We start from the raw sequence: 19,127 nt of genomic DNA, 5'->3' as shown, positions 1-19,127 counted from the left end.
AGACCGTCTGCGCCAGCCGGACGGCCCTTGCGGCCCGTTTCTCCTGCGGACCGATACGGGCCAGGGCAGGCCCGATCCGGGTGGAATCCCGTCAGGGAATAATTATCATTCAGCACCCAGCGCCATGCCAATTGCGTAAGGCGATTCCAGATTCTGCATTCGAGCGGTTCCGCAGCCCCCACAGCGACTGACATTGTCCGGCTGAAACCCGTGGACCATTTTGCCGTGCCCATGGTCCGTGACCTCCGTCCCCGCTCGACTGCCCCCCCTTCATGACCAGAGGCGGCATACCATGTCTGACCCCCGCGCATCCCTGCCGGCCCCGATCCTCCCTCCCTCTTCTGTCGACAGCGACTCGCTGCGGCAGGAACTGGCCCGCGAACTGCGAATGGCACCCGGGCAGCTCGACGCCCAGGCCAGTCTGCTGCAGCTGGGGCTGGACTCGATGCACCTGATGGCGTGGCTGAACCGGCTGCGTTCACGCGGCTACCACCTGACGCTGCGCGACCTGTATCGCGAACCGACGCTGGCCGGCTGGAGCCGGCTGTTGCAGGGCGGTGCCCAGCCGCCGGCCATTCTCCCCGTCACGACAGTCTGGCCGGGCATGCGCGACGGCGCGCCGTTTGCACTGACGCCGGTGCAGCACGCCTATCTGGTCGGCCGGTCCTCCCGGCAGCCGCTGGGAGGCGTCGGCTGCCATCTGTACCAGGAGTTTGACGGGGCCGGGCTCGATGCCGGGGCGCTGGAGCGGGCCATCCGGACACTGACGACCCGCCACCCGATGCTGCAGGTCGCCTTCAGCGCCGATGGCCGGCAACACTGGTGCACGGCCCCCGTCTGGCAGGGCGTGACCGTCCATGATCTGCGTACGCGGGATGAGGATGAAGGCGAGCGCACCCTGCTCGAACAGCGCGAACGACTCGGCCACCGGCTGCTGGCGGTCGAACGGGGGGAAACCTTCGACTTCCAGCTGTCGCTGCTGCCACACGGCCGCCACCGGCTGCACGTCAATCTCGATCTGCTGGTGCTCGACGCGGCCAGCTTTACCCTGCTGTTCGAGGAACTGGCCGCGCTGGTCGCAGGGCAGCCGCTGCCGCCGCTTGACGCCGATTATGATTTCCGCAGCTATCTGGCCCAGTTGCAGCATGACACCGCTGCCGCCCGCGAACAGGCGCAACGCTACTGGCGTGACAAGCTGCCCTCGCTGCCGGCCGCCCCGTCCCTGCCGCTGGCACAGGAGCCCGCGCAACTGGCCCGGGTCCGCATCAGCCGCCGCCGCGCCGAACTGCCGCACGCCGACTGGCAGGCGTTCAGACAGCATGCCGGCGCCTGCGGCGTCACCCCGACCCTGGCCCTCGCCACCTGCTTCGCCTCGGTACTGGCGCGCTGGAGCGGACAGTCGCGGCTGCTGCTTAACCTCACCCTGTTCGATCGCCAGCCCCTGCATCCGGCCGTGGAACGCCTGATGGCCGATTTCACCAGCATCCTGCTGCTCGACGTGCAGGGCGAAGGCGCGGCGTTCGACACGCTGGCGCAGGCCAACCAGAACACCTTCGCCGATGCCTGCGAACACCGGCACTGGTCCGGTGTCGAGCTGCTGCGCGAGCTGAAAAAGGAACAGCGCCATCCGCACGGCGCCCCGCTGGTGTTCACCAGCAATCTGGGCCGCCCGCTGTATGGCGACAATACCGCCGCCGCCCTCGGCGAGCCGGGCTGGGGCATCTCGCAGACCCCGCAGGTCTGGATCGATCACCTGGCCTTCGAGCACGGCTCGTCGGTGTGGCTGCAGTGGGACAGCAATGAAGCCCTGTTCCCCGCCGGTCTGGTCGACACCCTGTTCAACGCCTATATCGCGCAGGTCCGTCACCTGGTCAACGATGCCCGCGCCTGGCACGAACCGCTGCCCGATCCGATGCCCGCCGCACAGTGCGAACAGCGGGCACGGGTCAATGCCACGGCCGGCCCGCGGCCGTCCGGCCTGCTGCACGAGGGCGTGATCGAGCGGGCCGCCCGAGCGCCGGGCGCCATTGCCGTCATCCACCGTGACCACCCGCTGCGCTACGACGAGCTGGTCGACATGGCACGACGCTGCGCCGGCGCCCTGGCCGCACACGGCATCCGCGCCGGTGACCGGGTGGCGATCAGCCAGTCAAGGGGGACGGGACAGGTAGTGGCCGTACTGGGCGTGCTGCTCGCCGGGGCGGTCTATGTGCCGGTGCCGCTGGAACAGCCTGCCGCCCGGCGACGGCAGATTCATGCCGATGCCGGCATCACCCTGGTGCTGGCCAGCCGCGATGACGACAGCACGCCCGGTCCCGGGGAGCAGGACCCGGCCCGCCGGCTGTGCTGGCAGGACGCCATCCGCCATGCCCCGATTCCCGCACCGGTCACGGTGGCAGCGGACAGCCCCGCCTATGTGATCTACACCTCCGGCTCCACCGGCACGCCCAAGGGGGTGGTGATTTCCCACCGCGGCGCACTCAATACCTGCGCCGCGCTGAACCGGCGCTACCGGCTGGGCCCCGACGATCGCCTGCTGGCCCTGTCGGCCCTGCATTTCGATCTGTCGGTCTACGATATTTTCGGCCTGCTGACCGCCGGCGGCACTCTGGTACTGGTGGACGAGGGGCAGCGGCGCGATCCGTCAGCCTGGTGCGGGTTGATCGAACGGCACCGGATCAGTGTCTGGAACAGTGTTCCGGCACTGTTCGACATGCTGCTGACCTACAGCGAAGGCTTTGCGCGGCAGGCGCCGGCGCGGCTGCGGCTGGTGATGCTGTCCGGCGACTGGATCGGTCTGGACCTGCCGGCCCGCTATCGCGCTTTCCGCGCCGACGGGCAACTGGTCGCCATGGGCGGCGCTACCGAGGCGTCGATCTGGTCCAACGCGCATGAGGTGGGCGAGGTGCAGCCCCACTGGCGCTCGATTCCGTATGGCTTTCCGCTGCCCAACCAGCGCTACCGCGTGGTCGACGGCAGCGGGCGCGACTGCCCGGACTGGGTGGCGGGCGAGTTGTGGATCGGCGGCGACGGCGTCGCGCTTGGCTATTTCAATGACCGCGAGCGCACGGCGCAGCAGTTTGTCGGCAAGGGCGACGACCGCTGGTATCGCACCGGCGATCTGGGGTGCTACTGGCCCGACGGCACGCTGGAATTCCTCGGCCGGCGCGACAGGCAGGTGAAAATCGGTGGCCATCGCATCGAACTCGGCGAGATCGATGCGGTGCTGAACCGCCTCGATGGCGTACGGGCAGGCATTGCGCTCACCCTTGGCGAGCGTGAAAAATCACTGGCCGCATTCGTGGTCGGTGCCGGCCCGTCACTGTGCAGCCGGCGGGAGGCCGACCCGGCGCTGCCCGGCGACTACGGCAGTCTGTTCACGCCACTGGCCGACGATCCGGCCAACCCCGGTGAGGATGCCATTCGCCGTCTGGTGGCCGATTTCCTGCACGACCATCTGCAGCGCCACGGCGTGGATTTCCGCACCCCGCTCGATCCCGGGCTGGTCGCGATGCACTACGGCGCCAGCGCCGCCTGGTACGGACTGTTCAGCCGCTGGCTGGAACTGCTGTGCGCCGACGGCCGGCTGGTCCGCGATGGCCACGCCTGCCGGCGCGGACCACGCCATGATGCAGCGGGCTGGCAGCCGCCGGCCGACAGTCCGCTGCAGGCCATGGCCGACGCCCTGGGCGACCACCACGCCACGCTGGCCGACATCCTGCACGGGCGGCAGCCGGCCCACACCCTGCTCGACCATCCGTTCTGGGCACCCGAACGGCGGTTGCTGGACAGCGCCGGCACACGGCGCGCCATCGTGGCCTTCGCCGGTGTGCTGGCCGGGCTGGCGCAGACCCTGCGCCGCCCGCTGCGGCTGATCGAGATCGGCGCACGCAGCGCTCTGGGCGGGCACCTGCTGCTGCAACGGCTGGATGCCGGCCAGCTGAGCTATATCGCACTCGACGACTCCCGGGACCGGGTACGGGGTGCCAGCGCCGGTCTGGCCGCATACCCGCATGCCAGCGCCCGTCACGCCAGCGCCGCCGAACTGGCAGCGCTGGCCCACACCGCCGATGTGGTCTGGGCGAACAACGCCCTGCACCGGCTCGGGGCCGACGGGCTGACGCAACTGGCCGGGCTGGCCGCACCGGGTGCCCTGCTGCTGGTGCTGGAACGACACGCCCCGTCGGCCCTGGCTCTGGTCAGTGCCGATCTGCTGGCGACGGACGGCCTTCCCGCCGCCGCCAGCCTGATGGACGCCGCCGCCTGGCAGGCACACTTCCAGGCCCGGGGCCTGCACGGCGAACGCGCAGACCGGGTGGACGAACTGCAGCGCTTTGTCCTGCGCGCGCCAGCGGCACTGTCACGGCCGGACCCGCGCAAGCTGAGCGCAGCACTGGCGGCGCAACTGCCGGCCTACATGCTGCCGCAGCGGCTGTATTTCCTTGATGCCTTTCCGCTGACCGCGAACGGCAAGATCGATCATCAGGCGCTGATCGCCCGCTGCACTCCGCCGGCGGCGTGCCCGGCCGGACAGGACGCCCCCGGCAGTGCGACCGAACTGACGCTGGCCGCAATCTGGCAGACGCTGCTGGCCGTCCCCGACCTGCAGCGTCACAGCGACTTCTTCCAGCTTGGCGGCGACAGCCTGCTGGCCACACGCCTGATCGGCGAACTGGAACGGGCCGGTTACGAGGCGACACTGGGCGACCTGTTCGCGGCCCCGACGCTGGCCGCCTTCGCCGCCACGCTGCAGCATCGGCCGCCGCCGGCCGCCACGGCGCTGCGTCCCGACCCGGCATCGCGCCACCTGCCGTTCGCCCTGACCGACGTGCAGCAGGCTTATCTGGTCGGCCGCCAGCCGGGGTTTGCCCTCGGTGGCGTGGGATCGCAGTTCTTTGTCGAGTTCGACGCCGGCAAGCTGGATGTCGGCCGTTTCGAGACAGCCTGGAACCGGCTGATCCAGCGCCATGACATGCTGCGCGCCGTGGTGCGCGACGACCAGCTGCAAGTGCTGCCCACGGTGCCGCCGTTCGTACTGCCGCGCCACCGCTTTGCCCGTCTCGACGATGCCGACGATCTGTACCGGCGCCTGTCGCGCCAGGTGCTCGACCCTGGCCGCTGGCCGGTGTTCGATCTGCAGGCGGCAGAAGACGCACACGGTCATTTCCGGCTCTATCTGTGCCTGGACAATCTGCTGCTCGACGGCCTGAGCATGCAGATCCTGCTGGCGGAGCTGGAACAGTGCTATCTGCAACCGGCCTGCACCCTGCCACCGCTGGAAATCGGTTTCCGCGACTACCGGGTCCATGTTGCCGGGCAGCAGGCGAGTGAGGCCTCGCTGGCCTACTGGCGCGAGCGCCTGGACCGGCTGCCGCCACCGCCGCAGTTGCCGCTGCGCTGCGATCCGGCCAGCGTCGGCGTCCCGGACTTCGTCCGCCTGTCCGACCACTTGCCGGCCGCCGACTGGCAGGCACTGAAAGCACGCGCCAGCGCGGCCCGGCTGACGCCGTCGGCGCTGCTGCTGGCCACCTACGCCGCCGTCCTGTCGGCCTGGAGCGCGCAACGCGCGCTGTGCCTGAACCTGACCCTGTTCGATCGCCAGCCGGTGCATGCGCAGATCGAACACCTGCTCGGCGATTTCACCTCGCTGCTGCTGCTCGCCTGGCAGCCGGCCGGCAACTGGCTGGACAGCGCACAGGGCCTGCAGCGCCAGTTGTGGCAGGACCTGGCGCATCGCGAGGTCTCCGCACTGCAACTGATGCGCGAACTGGCGCAGCGACAGGGCCGGGCCGCCGTCGCCATGCCGGTGGTATTCACCAGCGCGCTCGGCTTCGACCATGGCCGTTTTCTCGCCCATGCGTCGTGGCTGACGCCGCGCCGGGGCATTTCGCAGACGCCACAGGTCTGGCTGGATCACCAGGTCTATGAATCCGAAGGCGAGCTCCGCTTCAACTGGGATGCGGTGGAGGCGCTGTTCGAGCCGGCACAGTTGCGCACCATGTTCCAGCAATACGGCGCCCTGCTGCGCCGGCTGGCAGTCGACGACGACGCCTGGCAGCTGGCGCTGGACACGCTGCTGCCGCGCGCAACGCCGCTGCGGCCGGCCGGCCCGGCCCCTGTGGCAGTGGTCGACCGGCCGCCGGCCGCCCCGTCGGTCGACGACGCGGCACGCGTGGCCCAGCTGTGCGCCCATTTCCGGCAGGTGGTCGGCCAGCCGATCTTGCCACGGCAGAATTTCTTCGATGCCGGTGCGACCTCGCTGAAGCTGGTGCAACTGCATGTCCGGCTGCAACAGGCCGGCCATGGCCAGTTGCAGGTCACCGACCTGTTCGCCCATCCGTCCCCGCAAGCGCTGGCGGCCCGTCTCGGCGGCCAGCCACCATCCACCGGCACGGAACCGCAGCGGCGCTTGCCGCGCCGCCAGCGCCGGCAGGAGCCCCCCCGATGACACGCTATCTTCCCTACTGGTGCTACTACCTGCACCAGGGCATGGTCACCGCCCTGGTCCTGCAGGGCGTGGTCGGCTATTTCCGCCATGCCGGCCTGGATCTGGCCCAGCTCAGCTGGCTGTCGCTGACCCTGCTGCCGTGGGTCGGCAAATTCCTGTGGGCGCCATGGTGCGAACGCCACGCGCTGTCGCTGCTCGGCAACCGCTATCAGGGCAGTCTGGTCCTGCTGCAGCTGGGCATGGCCGCGCTGCTGGCGACCATCGGCCTGCTGCCGCCGGACCACTCGGTGGTCACGATCGTGCTGGCGCTGACGCTGCTGACCCTGCTGTCGGCCAGCCATGGCATCTACGCCAACGGCATCACCATCTGCACCACCGATGACCGCAGCCGGCCGTTCGCCAATGCCGCCCAGGTTGGCGGCAGCTATCTGGGCATCCCGTTCGGTGCCTTTGCCTTTCTGGCCATCACCCAGCACGCCGGCTGGCAGCGTGGTTTCTTCGCCATGGCAGCGCTGTCGCTGCTGCTGCTGGTGCCGCCCCTGCTGCTGCGGCGCCCGACCCGGCCGATGGCCGGCCAGCGACCGGCCAGGCTCGACCTGCACAGCCTGCGCGCATTGTGGCCGGCACTGGCGCTGACGGCGATCTACTACCTGGCGATGCGCGGCCTGCTGGGCCTGCAGACCGTGCTGCTGGTCGACCAGGGACTGAGCCTGACCGAGCTGGGCGAAGCCATCACCCTGTACAGCACGCTGGCCAGTGGCCTTGGCATCCTGCTCGGCGGGCTGCTGGCCCGGCGCATTGGCGCCTGGCGCAGTCTGCTGCCGGTGATGGTGCTGCATGCCGCGCTGGCCACCCTGCTCGCCCTCGGCTATCCGCACTTCAGGCCATCGGCCTGGCTGCTGCTGTTCGGGCTGGTCAATGTCGCCGCCGCCATCGGTTTCGTCACCCTGTACAACGCGCTGATGGGACTGGTGCGTCCGCACCAGCCCGCGTCGGACTACGCCCTGTTCCAGTCCACCGACATGGCCGTCGCCATGCTTGCCTCGATGGCCTCGCTGCGTCTGGCCCACGACACCGGCTATCGCCCGGTTCTGGCCCTGCTCGCCGCGCTGGCCCTTCTCAGCCTGTGGCCGGCCAGCCGGCTGTGCCGCCGGCTTCGCCGCACCACTTCCGCCACTCCTCCCCTTCAGGATGCCCAACATGGCTAACGCCCTTTCCGTCCCCTGCCCGGCCCCTGATATCGAGACCCTGCTGGAGCAGTACTACCCGGACAGCGAACCGGTTGCCGTCATCGGCCTCGCCTGCCGCTTCCCGGAGGCGGCCGACAGCGAGGCTTTCTGGCAGAACCTGCTCGACGGGCGCGAGTGCAGCCGCCGCTTTTCGCGCCAGGCGCTGCTGGATGCCGGGCTGGATGCCGCCACCGTCGACGCGCCGGATTTCGTCAATGTCGGCACCGTGCTCGACGAGGCCGATGCCTTCGATGCCGCGCTGTTCTCGTACTCGCGGCAGGAGGCCGAGTCGATGGACCCGCAGCAGCGGCTGTTCCTGCAAACCGCCTGGCATGCACTGGAACACGCCGGCTACGCACCACGGGACGTGCCGCACAAGACCGGCGTGTTCGGCTCGGCACGGGTCAGTACCTATCCGGGCCGCGAACCGCTGCGCATTGCCGAGGTGGCACAGGTCAGGGGGCTGCAGTCGCTGATGGGCAACGACAAGGATTACCTCGCCACCCGCGTCGCCTACAAGCTGAATCTCGGCGGCCCGGCGCTGTCGGTGCAGACCGCCTGCTCCAGCTCGCTGGTCGCCGTACATCTGGCCTGCGAAAGCCTGCGCGCCGGCGAATGCGACATGGCCATCGCCGGCGGCGTGGCACTCTCCTTTCCGCAGCAGGCCGGTTATCTCCACCAGCCGGGCATGATTTTCTCGCCGGACGGTCACTGCCGGCCTTTCGATGCCGGGGCACAGGGCACCTTCCCCGGCAATGGCGTCGGTGTGGTGACCCTGCGCCGGCTGGGCGACGCGCTGCGCGACGGCGATCCGGTCATGGCCGTGCTGCGCGGCAGCGCAGTCAACAACGACGGCAACCGCAAGGTCGGCTATACCGCGCCGTCGGTGGCCGGCCAGCGCGAGGTGATCCGCGAAGCCCTGATGCTCGCCCGGGTCGACTGCACGCAGATCGGTCTGATCGAGGCGCACGGCACCGCAACCCCGCTCGGCGATCCGGTCGAACTGGAAGCGCTGCGCGGTGCCTTTGCCGGTCGCCATGGCGGCCCGCGCTGCGCGCTGGGCTCGGTCAAGGGCAACCTCGGCCACCTGGACACGGCGGCCGGCATTGCCAGCCTGATCAAGGTGGTACTGGCGGTGGAACGCGGGATGATTCCGCCCAGCCTGCATTTCCGCCAGGCCAACCCGGCACTGGCCCTGGAAACCAGTCCGTTCCATGTGCCATCCGCCGCCACGCCATGGACCGGTGCCGAACGTCTGGCCGGCGTGTCCTCGTTCGGCATCGGCGGCACCAACTGCCACATGATCGTGGCCGCCCTCCCCGAGGCACTGCGCGCCAACGCTGCGTGTGACGACACACCCAGCGGCCAGGGCACGCTGCTGCTGAGTGCGGCCAGCGACGGCGCCCTGCGACGACTGGCTGCCGCCCATGCCGCAGCCATGCGCCACACCCCGCCCGGCGACCTGGCACATACCGCGCTGCACGGGCGACAACTGGACCTGGCTTTCCGGCTGGCCGTGCCGCTGGGCGAGGAAACCGCTGCCGCGCTGGACGCCCATGCCGCCGGCGAGAGCGACATCCTGCTGCAGACCGGTCACGGCGTCGCCGGCAGGCAGCTCTGGCTGTTCACCGGCCAGGGATCGCACTGGCCCGGCATGGGCAGGGCCATGGCCGAGGGCTCGCCCGCCTTTGCCGCCTGCCTCGAACGCTGCCTTGCCGCCTGCGATGTGCCGCTCGATCCGCCCTTGCGCGAAGTCATGTCCGGCCAGCACGGCGCCCTGCTGGAACGCATGGACTACGCCCAGCCGGCCATCGTCGCCTTCGGGCTGGCCATGGCCGCCCACTGGCAGGCGCTGGGTCTCGAACCGGACATGGTGCTCGGTCACTCGGTGGGCGAATATGCGGCGGCGGTAGTCGCCGGTCACTACAGCATCGAGCAGATCATGCCGCTGGTGCAGCGCCGCGGCGCCCTGATGCAGCAATGTGCCGGCGGGGCCATGCTGGCCGTGTTCGCCGACAAGGCGACACTGCTGCCGCTGGCCGGGGAACTGGGGCTGGATCTGGCCGTGTGCAATGGCCCGCGCCATCTGGTGTTCTCCGGTCTGCGCGATGCCATCGACGCGCTGGCCGCCGTCCTCGACGCGCGGGAGATCCGCCATCAGCGGCTGAGCGTGGCCGGCGCGGCCCACTCGGCCCTGCTCGACCCGATTCTGGATGCCTACCAGCACGCGACCGCCCCGCTCCACGCTGCGCCCGGCCGACTGCCGCTGATCTCCACCCTGCTCGGCACGGTGGTGGATGCCGACCGGCTGAATGAAGCGGATTACTGGCGCCGGCATCTGCGCGAGCCGGTGCGCCATGACCAGGCGGTGCGCTGCGCACTGGACCACGGCGTCGGCGTGTGCCTGGAACTCGGGCCCGATGCATCGCTGACCGGGATCGGCCGGCGCGAAGCTGCGGATCGCGCCCACTGGATCGCCAGCGCACGGCGGCAGCAACCGGCACCGGCCCTGAGCGGACTGGCGCTGCGGCAGCTGTATGCCGCCGGGGTCGGTCTGCCATGGCAGACCCTGCTGGCCACGGGAGGCCGCAAGGTGCATGCCCCCTGCTATCCGTTCGACCGCACGCGCTACTGGCGCGAAGCCGAACCGGCAGAAACCGGACCCGGCACGGCCGACGACGCGGCCCTCGCCGCCGGCCGCCGCGTCGCCACTCACGCCGCCGCCAGCCTGGATCTGCCACGGCTGCAGGCGCTGTATGACGGCGTGACCCTGCTGCATGCCATCTACGTCGATACCCTGGTGCAGCGCTGCGTCGGCGACGCCTTTGCGCACGGGGTGTCCGCCACCGGCATCCTGCGCAGCGGACGGCTGCTGCCCCGCCACCGGCAGTTGCTGGTCCGCCTGCTCGATGCCTGCGTCGAGGATGGCTATTACCGCCGTGACGGCGAGTGCTACCTGCCGGCGCAACCGGTTCCCCACGCCCGGCGTGACACGCTGCTGCTGGAACTGCGCAGCTACTGCGAAGGACTGGATGTCATTGCCGACACCCTGGCCCGGGCGGGCGACAGCCTGTACGCGATGATGAGCGGTCAGCTCGAACCGGTGGCGGTGATTTTCCCCGACGGCGCATCGAGCGGCGTCGAGGTGCTGTATCAGGAATTCAGCTTCGGCCGCTACTTCAACCAGATTGCCGCTGGCGTGGTGACCGGCCTGATGCGGGAACGGCAGGCCGACCGCCGGCCGCCGCAGCCGTTCCGGATACTGGAGGTCGGCGGCGGCACCGGAGGCACCACGGCCTGGCTGTTGCCGGAACTGGCCGGGCAGCCTGCACTGCATTATGACTTTACCGATATCTCGCCGATCTTCCTGCGCCGCGCCGGGCAGAAATTCAGCGACCACGCCTTTATCGACTATCGCCGCTTCGATCTGCAGCAGGACGCCGGCGCCCAGGGCTTCGCTGCCGGCGACTACGATCTGATCATCGCCGCCAATGTCATCCACGCCACCCAGCACGTCGGCCGCGCCCTGGCGAACCTGCGCCCGCTGCTGAAAGCCGGCGGCCGCCTGCTGATGCGCGAAATCACCCGGCCGATGCGGCTGTTCGATTTCGTGTTCGGCCCGCTGGTCCTGCCACTGCATGACCAGGATGCCCGCGGGGGCGGCCTGTTCCTGTCCACGGCACACTGGGCGGCACAGTGCCGCGCGGCCGGCTTTGCCCGGACCGACTGGCTGCCGGATGACGGCAGCCCGACCGCGCAGATCAGCGAACACATCCTGCTGGCCCGTGTCGCCGGCGGCATGTCTGCCAGACTGGCCGCGCCGGGCGACAGCGACCCGGATGCGCGGCTCGGCCAGGCACTGACCCGCGACGGCTGCTATCTGGCGGACTGGTCCGACTGCGCCGGCCAGCATGATGCCTGGCAGGAACGGCTGCGCCAGGTCAGCGATGTGCTGTCACACCGCCATGGCGATGGCCGGCCCGGCATGCCGGCGGACATGCCGGCCAGCGCGCCGGACTGGCTGTCGCAGGTACGGCTGCACTGGCAGGGGGCGGCCTTTGGCCAGGCCCGGCTTGAAATCGAGGGCTGCGACGCGGCCGGATGCTGGCGTTCCCTGACCGGTACCGCGCCGCAGCCCGGGCTGCCGGGCCCGCAACCGGCGCCGGACACGCATTACGACTGGCAGTGGGTCCCGTCCGGGCTGGCCCCGGTCCCCGATCACGGCGACTTTTCGTTGCCAGACGCCTGCGCGGCGATGACTGACGCGCTGCAACAGGCCGGGTTCACCTTTTCGTCGCAGGCGGCGCGAATCCTGCTGCCGCTGGACCCGGCATCGCCGTCAACGCGGGACATGACCGGTCCGTTGCTGGAAGCGCTGGCCGATCCGGCGCGCCGTCCGCTGTTCGTGATCACCCGGGCCGCCTGGGCACTCCGCGATGGCGACCGGGTCCAGCCGGCACACCGTGCGGCATGGGGCCTGCTGCGCGTGGCGGCGATCGAGCAGCCCGGACGGCAGATCGTGGCAATCGACCTTGCCCTCGACGCAGACTGGGCGGCGCTGCCGGCCGCCGTGGGCGCGGCAGCCGGCTCATGCTGGATCGCCATGCGCGACGGGCAGGCACTGCAGCCCCGCCTGGCGCTGCAGACGCATATGGCGCCGGCCCTGCCGGCCGGCAGCCTGTGCAGCGAGGGCTGGCATCTGGTCACGGGCGCCTTCGGCGGGCTGGGCCGGATCAGCGTCGAATGGCTGGCACGGCAGGGCGCAACGCGCATTGCCCTGCTGGCGCCACACGCTGCCTCTGACTGGCCCGATTTCCGCCATGCCGTCAGCAGCCGCCATGCCTGCCAATTGCGCTGGTTGCGCTGCGATGTGGCGGACCCGATGCATCTGGCCGCCGCACTGCACGAGCTGCAGGCCGATGGCGGCATCGACGGGGTCATTCACGCCGCCGGCCGGCTCGACGATGTGCCGCTGGCCCTGCTCACCCCCGAACGACTGGCACCGGTACTGGCACTCAAGGCGGAAGCCGCACACCAGTTGCACGACTGGCTGCTTGCGCATCAGGGACGCTATCTGCTGCTCTATTCCTCCGCTGCCGCCGCGCTGGGCGCGGCGGGCCAGGGCGCGCATGCCCTGGCCAGCGCCTATCTGGACGGACTGGCGCAGTCCGCTCCTGCCGGCAGTGCCCTGACCGTCATTTCCATGGCCTGGGGCGCCTGGGCCGACGTGGGTCATGCCGCCGATGCCGCCCTGCTGGACCGGCTCGCCACCGACGGCATGGGCGCCCTCGGTACGGCCGAGGGCCTGTGGCACCTGGAACAGGCGGTAATGCGCGGAGCGCCCTACCGGCTGGCGATGCGGGTCGTGCCGCAACGACTCGATCCGGTCCGGCGTGAATGGCTGGGCATCGCCACGACGGCCGCATCCCGGCCTCTGCCCCCGGCCAGCGCATCGGCCAGCCTCCCCCCGCCAGCCGGCTGCGATCCGCATGACACCGATGCCCTGATCCGCTGGCTCGGCGCCCATGTTGCAGCCCAGCTGCGTCTCGATGATCCGGCGCAGCTGACGCCGCAACGCGATCTGCTGCAACTGGGTCTCGACTCGCTGCTGTTCCTTGAGCTGGGCAGCGCAGTCCAGTGCCAGTTCGGCATCCGCCTCGATGCCGGCAGCGCCTATCGCGAACTGACGCTGGCCGGGCTGGCGCGCCTGATCGCTGCCTCGGCCCCGCAGGCAGACCTGGCCGCGACCGCCCCGCTGGTTCACGATGCGGCCCGTCGCTTCGATCCCTTCCCGCTGACCCCGATCCAGCATGCGTACTGGCTGGGGCGCACCGACCTGATCGACTATGGCGGGGTGGCCTGCCATGTGGTGTTCGAGTGGGATCTGCAGCACGAGCGCTTCGAACTGCCGCGCTTCGAGCGCGCCTGGAACAGCCTGATACAGCGCCATGACATGCTGCGCATGGTGATCGACGCCGATGGCCGCCAGCGCATCCTGCCCCGGGTGCCGGACTATCGGCCGCAACGCCACGATCTGCGCGCGCTGACCCCGGCACAGCAGGAAACGGCACTGGCCGAAACCCGGGACGCACTGTCCAGCCGCGTCCTGCCGGCCGACCGCTGGCCGCTGTTCGAGCTGGTCATCAGCGAAATCGACGACCGCCGCTACCGCCTGCACATGAACCTGGACCTGCTGCTGTTCGATGTGCAGAGCTTCAAGGTCATGATGGACGATCTGGCCCATGCCTATCGTGGCGACATCCTGCCGCCGCTCGAACTGGGGTTCCGCGACTACGTGCTGGCGGAGCAGGCACGACGCGGGCAACCGGCCTGGCGCGCTTCATGGCGCTACTGGCAGGACCTGCTGCCACAGCTGCCGCCGGCGCCACGGCTGCCGGCATGCAGGGTGCGCAGCGGCATGCCGCCGACCTTTACCCCTTGCCAGGCCCGCCTGCCGCAGGCGGACTGGCAGCGGCTGAAAACAGAGTGGCAGGCCTGGGGTGTCACGCCGTCGGCCGCGCTGCTGACCCTGTTCGCCCATACGCTGGAGCGCTGGAGCCGGCACCCGCGCTTTACCCTCAATCTGACCTTCTTCAACCGCCGCCCGGACCACCCGCAGGTTCCCGGCCTGATCGGCGATTTCACCTCGGTGCTGCTGATCGACTTCGATCTGGCCCATGCGTCTCCGCTGCAGGACAGCATCCGCCAGACGCAGCAGCGCTTGTGGCAGCACCTGGCGCACAGCCAGGTCAATGGTGTGGAACTGATGCGCGAGCTGGGCCGGGGCCGGGCGCAAAACCGGCAGCCACTGATGCCGGTCGTGTTCACCAGCATGCTCGGCATGTCGCTGGACGGTCAGAGCATCGACCAGGCCATGACCGGCCTGCTCGGCGATCCGGTCCACGTCTTTACCCAGACGCCGCAGGTCTGGCTCGATCACCAGGTCATGGAGATCAACGGCGAACTGGTTTTCAGCTGGTATTGCATGGATGACGTTCTGGCAGACGGCACGGCCGCGGCCATGTTCGACGACTATTGCGCCCTGCTGCGTGGTCTGGTCGCCGAGCCGGCACGCATGATCCGGGCAGGACTCGTGCGCCAGCACGAGGATGGCAGGCTGGATGACTTCCCCCGCCAGCGCTGGCCGCTGAGCGAACAGGACGCAAACAGCCCCGACCTGCGCACGCTGGAAGACCTGCTGTGCCGCTGCCCCGGCATTGCCCGGGCAGCGGCCAGACCCGCTGCCGACGGCCACGCCATCATGCTGGATCTGGTCGCGGACGACAGTGTCCCGGTGATCACCCCGGCCTTCTCGCCCCTGACGCCGCTACTGCTGCCAACGCTGGACCCGGCACAGTCGGCGGAAGTGGATGCCACCTGGACCTGGCTGGAAGCCCGCGCCCGCACCGGCATCACCGGCACACTGCACCGTCACGGCCTGTTCAGCCAGGCCGGCCAGGCCCATGACGTGGCGGAAGTCCACGCCCGCCTGCAGGCACTGCCGCAATATGGCCGGCTGCTGCGGCAGTGGCTGGCCATGCTGTGCGCGCACGGTGACCTGCGGCGCGAGGGCGATACTTTCGTCTGCCTGCGCCCGCTGCAGCCGCAGCCCGAGGCCGCCCCGCTGCCACAGGCCGGCTGGAGTCGCACGCTGGGCCGCTATCTGGAAACCTGCATCACCCGGCACGATGCGCTGCTCACGGGCACACAGTCGCCGCTGGCCCTGCTGTTCGACGATGACGACGAGATCGCACGCTGCCTGTACAGCGACAATCCGGTCAGCGACTGCCTGAACCGGAGCGCGGCGCAACTCGCGGCGGCACTGGCCGGCGAACGCGACGATCTGCGGGTGCTGGAAGTCGGCGCCGGCACGGCGGCGACCACCCGTCACCTGCTGCCGGCGCTGGCCGGCCGCCTGCACAGCTATCGCTTCACCGATGTCTCGACCCTGTTTCTGGACAGTGCCAGACAGGCCTTTGCCGACCGGCCCGAAGTCGGCTACGCGCTGTTCGACATCAACCGGCCGGTCGATTACGACGCCCATGCCGACGACGGCTATGACCTGATCGTCGCCGTCAACGTCCTGCACGATGCCAGCCATGTCGTGCATTCGCTGCGTCGCCTCGGACGCCTGCTGAAACCCGGTGGCTGGCTGCTGCTGATCGAGGCAACCGAACGCGACAGCGTGCTGCAGATGGCCAGCATCGGTTTTATCGAAAGTCTCAACGGCTACCAGGATTTCCGCGTCGACGACGACAAGCCGATGCTCGACCTGCCGCAGTGGCGCGATGCCCTGACCGAGGCCGGCTTTGCCCTGAAACTGAACTGGCCCGAGCAGGAACGCTCGCCGATGCGCCAGCATCTGGTGCTGGCCCGGGCCGAACACGTCGCCCGGCTGGACACGCGCCAGGTCGAGCGCTGGCTGCGCGCTCAGCCCGGCATCAGCCTGCCCGCGCTGCAACTGCGCCAGTGCGAACAACTGCCGCAGGGCGAAGCGACGGAGGTGGCCGCCCCCGGGCCGGGCCGGGCCACGGCCGTGGCGCAGCCGGCACTGGAGGCGCAGGTTATCGCGGCCTGGCAAAGCCTGCTGTCGCAGGACATCTGCCGCGACAGCGATTTCTTCCTGTGCGGCGGTGACAGCCTGATCGCCACCCGCATGGTCGCGCGACTCCATCGCGACGGGGTGCACGGCGCCAGCCTGCAAAACCTGTTTGCACATCCGCTGCTGGCCGACTTCTGCGCCACGCTGCAGCCACTGCCGGCCAGCGGCAGCGGCGACATGCCGTTGCTGCTGGCATCGGGACGCCATGCCGGGTCGCTGTTCATGTTCCATGCCTCGGATGGCGAAGTCGGCGCCTACCTGCCACTGGCCAGGCGGCTGGACCGGCAGGTGTTCGGCCTGCAGGCGACAGACGCGCCGCGCACGGACACGCTGACGGCACTGGCCGCACACCATGTCGCCGCGATACGCCGCCAGCAGGCGCACGGCCCGTATGCGCTGCTCGGCTGGTCCTACGGCACCTTCGTGGCCGCCGAGGCAGCGCGCCTGCTGCACGAACAGGGAGAAACGGTATCGCTGGTCCTGCTCGACCCGGTCTGCCGCGAGGATTTCCGCTGCCCGGATCGCACGGCCCTGCTGCGCCTGCTGGCGCAGGGGCGCATCGCGGTGTCGCTGCCCGATGACCTGGCGCAGCGGGACCCCGGACAGCAGCTCGCCTGCTTCCTGCACAACGCCACGGCGGCCGGCCTGCTGCCCGCCGCACCGGACCCGGCGCAGACGCACGAGTGGCTGCAGCGCATCGAATACCTGCTGGCGCTGCTGGTCTGCCACCCGCGGCCGGCGCCGCTGCCGATCCCGTGCCTGTGGCTGAGCGCGGCCGACCGCCCGACCGCGTGGCAACCCGCCGGGCACGACTGGCAGGACTGGGCGGCCGGGGCCGAGCGGCACACGCTGGACGGCGATCACTGGCAACTGGTGATGGACGACCGGCTGGCACAACAGGTCGCCACGCTGTTCGGGCAGTGGCGGCAGCACCACGAAATCAGGGAGACCGCATGAGCACCCCGACCACCCGGAACCGGCGGGTACTCGTTGCCGGCGCCAAGTTCGGCGAACTGTACCTGAATGCCTTTATCGAGCCGCAGCCCGGGCTGGAGCTGGCCGGACTGCTGGCCACCGGCAGCGCCCGGGCCCGGCAACTGGCGCACGCTTTCGGCATTCCGCTGTATACCGCGCCGGAACAGGTACCAGACGATATCGACATGGTCTGCGTGGTGGTGCGATCCACCGTGGCCGGCGGTGCCGGCAGCGCCCTGGCCAGAACCTTCCTGCAACGCGGCATGCATGTGCTGCAGGAGCATCCGCTGCACCCGGACGACATCGCCCCGCTGCAGGCGCTGGCAGCACAGCGCCGCCTTGTCTACTGGGTCAACAGTTTCTATCCGCACACCCCGGCCGGCCGCTGCTGGATCGACCGTGCGCAGCGCGTGCGCCGGCTGCTCGACGGCGAAGCCCCCCGCTTCGCGCATCTCGTCACCAGCCGGCAGCTGCTGTATTCATCGCTGGACCTGCTGCTGCTGGCGAGCGGCACCGACACCGCCACGGTCGAGCGCCTGCCTGACGGCGACGACCCGGCCTTCCATACCCTGCGGCTGCAACTGGCCGGCGGCATGGCCACCCTGAGGCTGCAATCCTATCTGGACCCCGATGATCCCGACCTGCACAGCCTGGTCATGCATCAGCTCACGCTGGGCTGGCCGGCCGGCTACCTGTCGCTGGAAGCCAGCCACGGGCCGGTGCTGTGGACCCCGGCGCTGCACGATCCGCAACATCGCGAGGCCAGCCACAGTCTCTATCACGCCGCCGCCGGCCCGGGCGGCGCCCATCTTGCCCGCCCGTCCACCCTGATCCTGCATCCGGCGCCGGCAGACTGGCGCCAGGCGTTCGAAATCGATGGTCCGGCCGGTGTCGGTACCCTGCTGCAGGCACTGCGCCGGCATCTTGACGGCGAGGCACTGCCGGCCGGCCTCGATGCCGCCCATCAGCTGGCGCTGGCCCGCCTGTGGCGCCAGACCCTGCGCTGCGCCGGCCCGGCCCGCGAATGCAGCCTGCCGGCGCCACGGGTGATTGCGGCCCCTGCGCTGCTCGCGCCGCCCGCCGGGACGACGACGGCATGACCGCGAGCGCTGCCCTGCTGCGCCCGCTGGTCACTGCCTGCGAGCCCGCTGCCCTGCATCTGCTGATGTGCCCGTTTGCCGGCGCCAGCCGCGGCGCCTTTCGCGACTGGCACCCGCTCGACGATCTGGGGCTGGACGTCACGCTGGTCACCTATCCGGGCCGTGACCACCGCATGGGCGAGCCCTGCGCGGAGCACATCGACCAGCTGGCCGATCAGCTCGCCGACGCCATCCGCACCCTGCCAGACCCACGGCCGCTGCTGCTGGCCGGACACAGCATGGGCGCCCAGGTCGCTTTCGAGACCTGCGCCCGGCTGGAGCAGAACGGTACGCCGCCGGCCGGCCTGGTGTTGTCAGGCTGCCACGCCCCGCATCTCGGGGGCAGGCGGCAACTCAGCCACCTCGGCGATCAGGCGTTTGTCGAACAGCTGGTCGAAATTGGTGGCTGCGGCGCGGAACTGCTCTCCACCCCGGCACTGCGTGCCCTGTTCCTGCCCTTGCTGCGCGCCGATTTTCGCGCCACCGAGCGCTATCGCCATGCTCCGGCCCCGCCGTCGCCGGCTGTGCACACCCCGTCGCTGCTGCTGCATGGCAGCCATGACCGCGAAGCCAGCCGCGACGAGGTGCAGGCATGGCAGGCGTGGCTGCGCCATGCCGGGCCGCCGGTGACCGTGGCCGGTGACCACTTCCATGTGACCCGGCGACCGCGCGCCTTTCTCGGCCAGGTCATGCATCACTTTGAATCCCTAACCTTTTATCCAGACAGGTGATCC

The 19,127-nt window shown here is 70.0% G+C and carries 5 protein-coding genes; all 5 read left to right on the top strand.

The features are described from left to right. Window positions 1–292 precede the first annotated feature (292 nt). The 5 genes from DFO50_RS13120 to DFO50_RS13100 are packed head-to-tail and all read left to right on the top strand — an operon-like array spanning window position 293 to window position 19,124. A complete protein-coding gene (locus DFO50_RS13120; RefSeq protein ID WP_112692695.1) occupies window positions 293–6,448 on the top strand; it encodes a non-ribosomal peptide synthetase in 6,156 nt (2,051 codons plus the stop codon). Then, a complete protein-coding gene (locus DFO50_RS13115) occupies window positions 6,445–7,656 on the top strand; it encodes an MFS transporter (RefSeq protein WP_028499367.1) in 1,212 nt (403 codons plus the stop codon). Before DFO50_RS13120 ends, DFO50_RS13115 begins: the two co-directional genes overlap by 4 nt. After that, on the top strand, window positions 7,649–17,236 hold the full coding sequence (locus tag DFO50_RS13110; protein ID WP_199489832.1) for a type I polyketide synthase: 9,588 nt from the start codon (window positions 7,649–7,651) through the stop codon (window positions 17,234–17,236). Before DFO50_RS13115 ends, DFO50_RS13110 begins: the two co-directional genes overlap by 8 nt. After that, window positions 17,233–18,354: a Gfo/Idh/MocA family oxidoreductase gene (locus tag DFO50_RS13105; protein WP_112692693.1), complete on the top strand. Its 1,122-nt coding sequence runs from the start codon at window positions 17,233–17,235 to the stop codon at window positions 18,352–18,354. The genes DFO50_RS13110 and DFO50_RS13105 overlap by 4 nt, the downstream gene beginning before the upstream one ends. Then, complete coding sequence (locus tag DFO50_RS13100; protein WP_112692692.1) at window positions 18,351–19,124, top strand: thioesterase II family protein; 774 nt, start codon at window positions 18,351–18,353, stop codon at window positions 19,122–19,124. Before DFO50_RS13105 ends, DFO50_RS13100 begins: the two co-directional genes overlap by 4 nt. Window positions 19,125–19,127 lie beyond the last annotated feature (3 nt).

Origin of the sequence: Microvirgula sp. AG722, assembly GCF_003269145.1 — a bacterium.
Classification (GTDB): domain Bacteria; phylum Pseudomonadota; class Gammaproteobacteria; order Burkholderiales; family Aquaspirillaceae; genus Microvirgula; species Microvirgula aerodenitrificans.
Note: the sequence above shows the minus strand (reverse complement) of the source record. Positions and strands in the feature narration are given on the sequence as shown.

What these genes read in the sequence shown, in the direction of transcription:
- DFO50_RS13115 (WP_028499367.1), top strand. Translation starts at nt 6,445, where the DNA reads ATGACACGCTATCTTCCCTACTGGTGCTACTACCTGCACCAGGGCATG.
- DFO50_RS13110 (WP_199489832.1), top strand. Translation starts at nt 7,649, where the DNA reads ATGGCTAACGCCCTTTCCGTCCCCTGCCCGGCCCCTGATATCGAGACC.
- DFO50_RS13120 (WP_112692695.1), top strand. Translation starts at nt 293, where the DNA reads ATGTCTGACCCCCGCGCATCCCTGCCGGCCCCGATCCTCCCTCCCTCT.
- DFO50_RS13105 (WP_112692693.1), top strand. Translation starts at nt 17,233, where the DNA reads ATGAGCACCCCGACCACCCGGAACCGGCGGGTACTCGTTGCCGGCGCC.
- DFO50_RS13100 (WP_112692692.1), top strand. Translation starts at nt 18,351, where the DNA reads ATGACCGCGAGCGCTGCCCTGCTGCGCCCGCTGGTCACTGCCTGCGAG.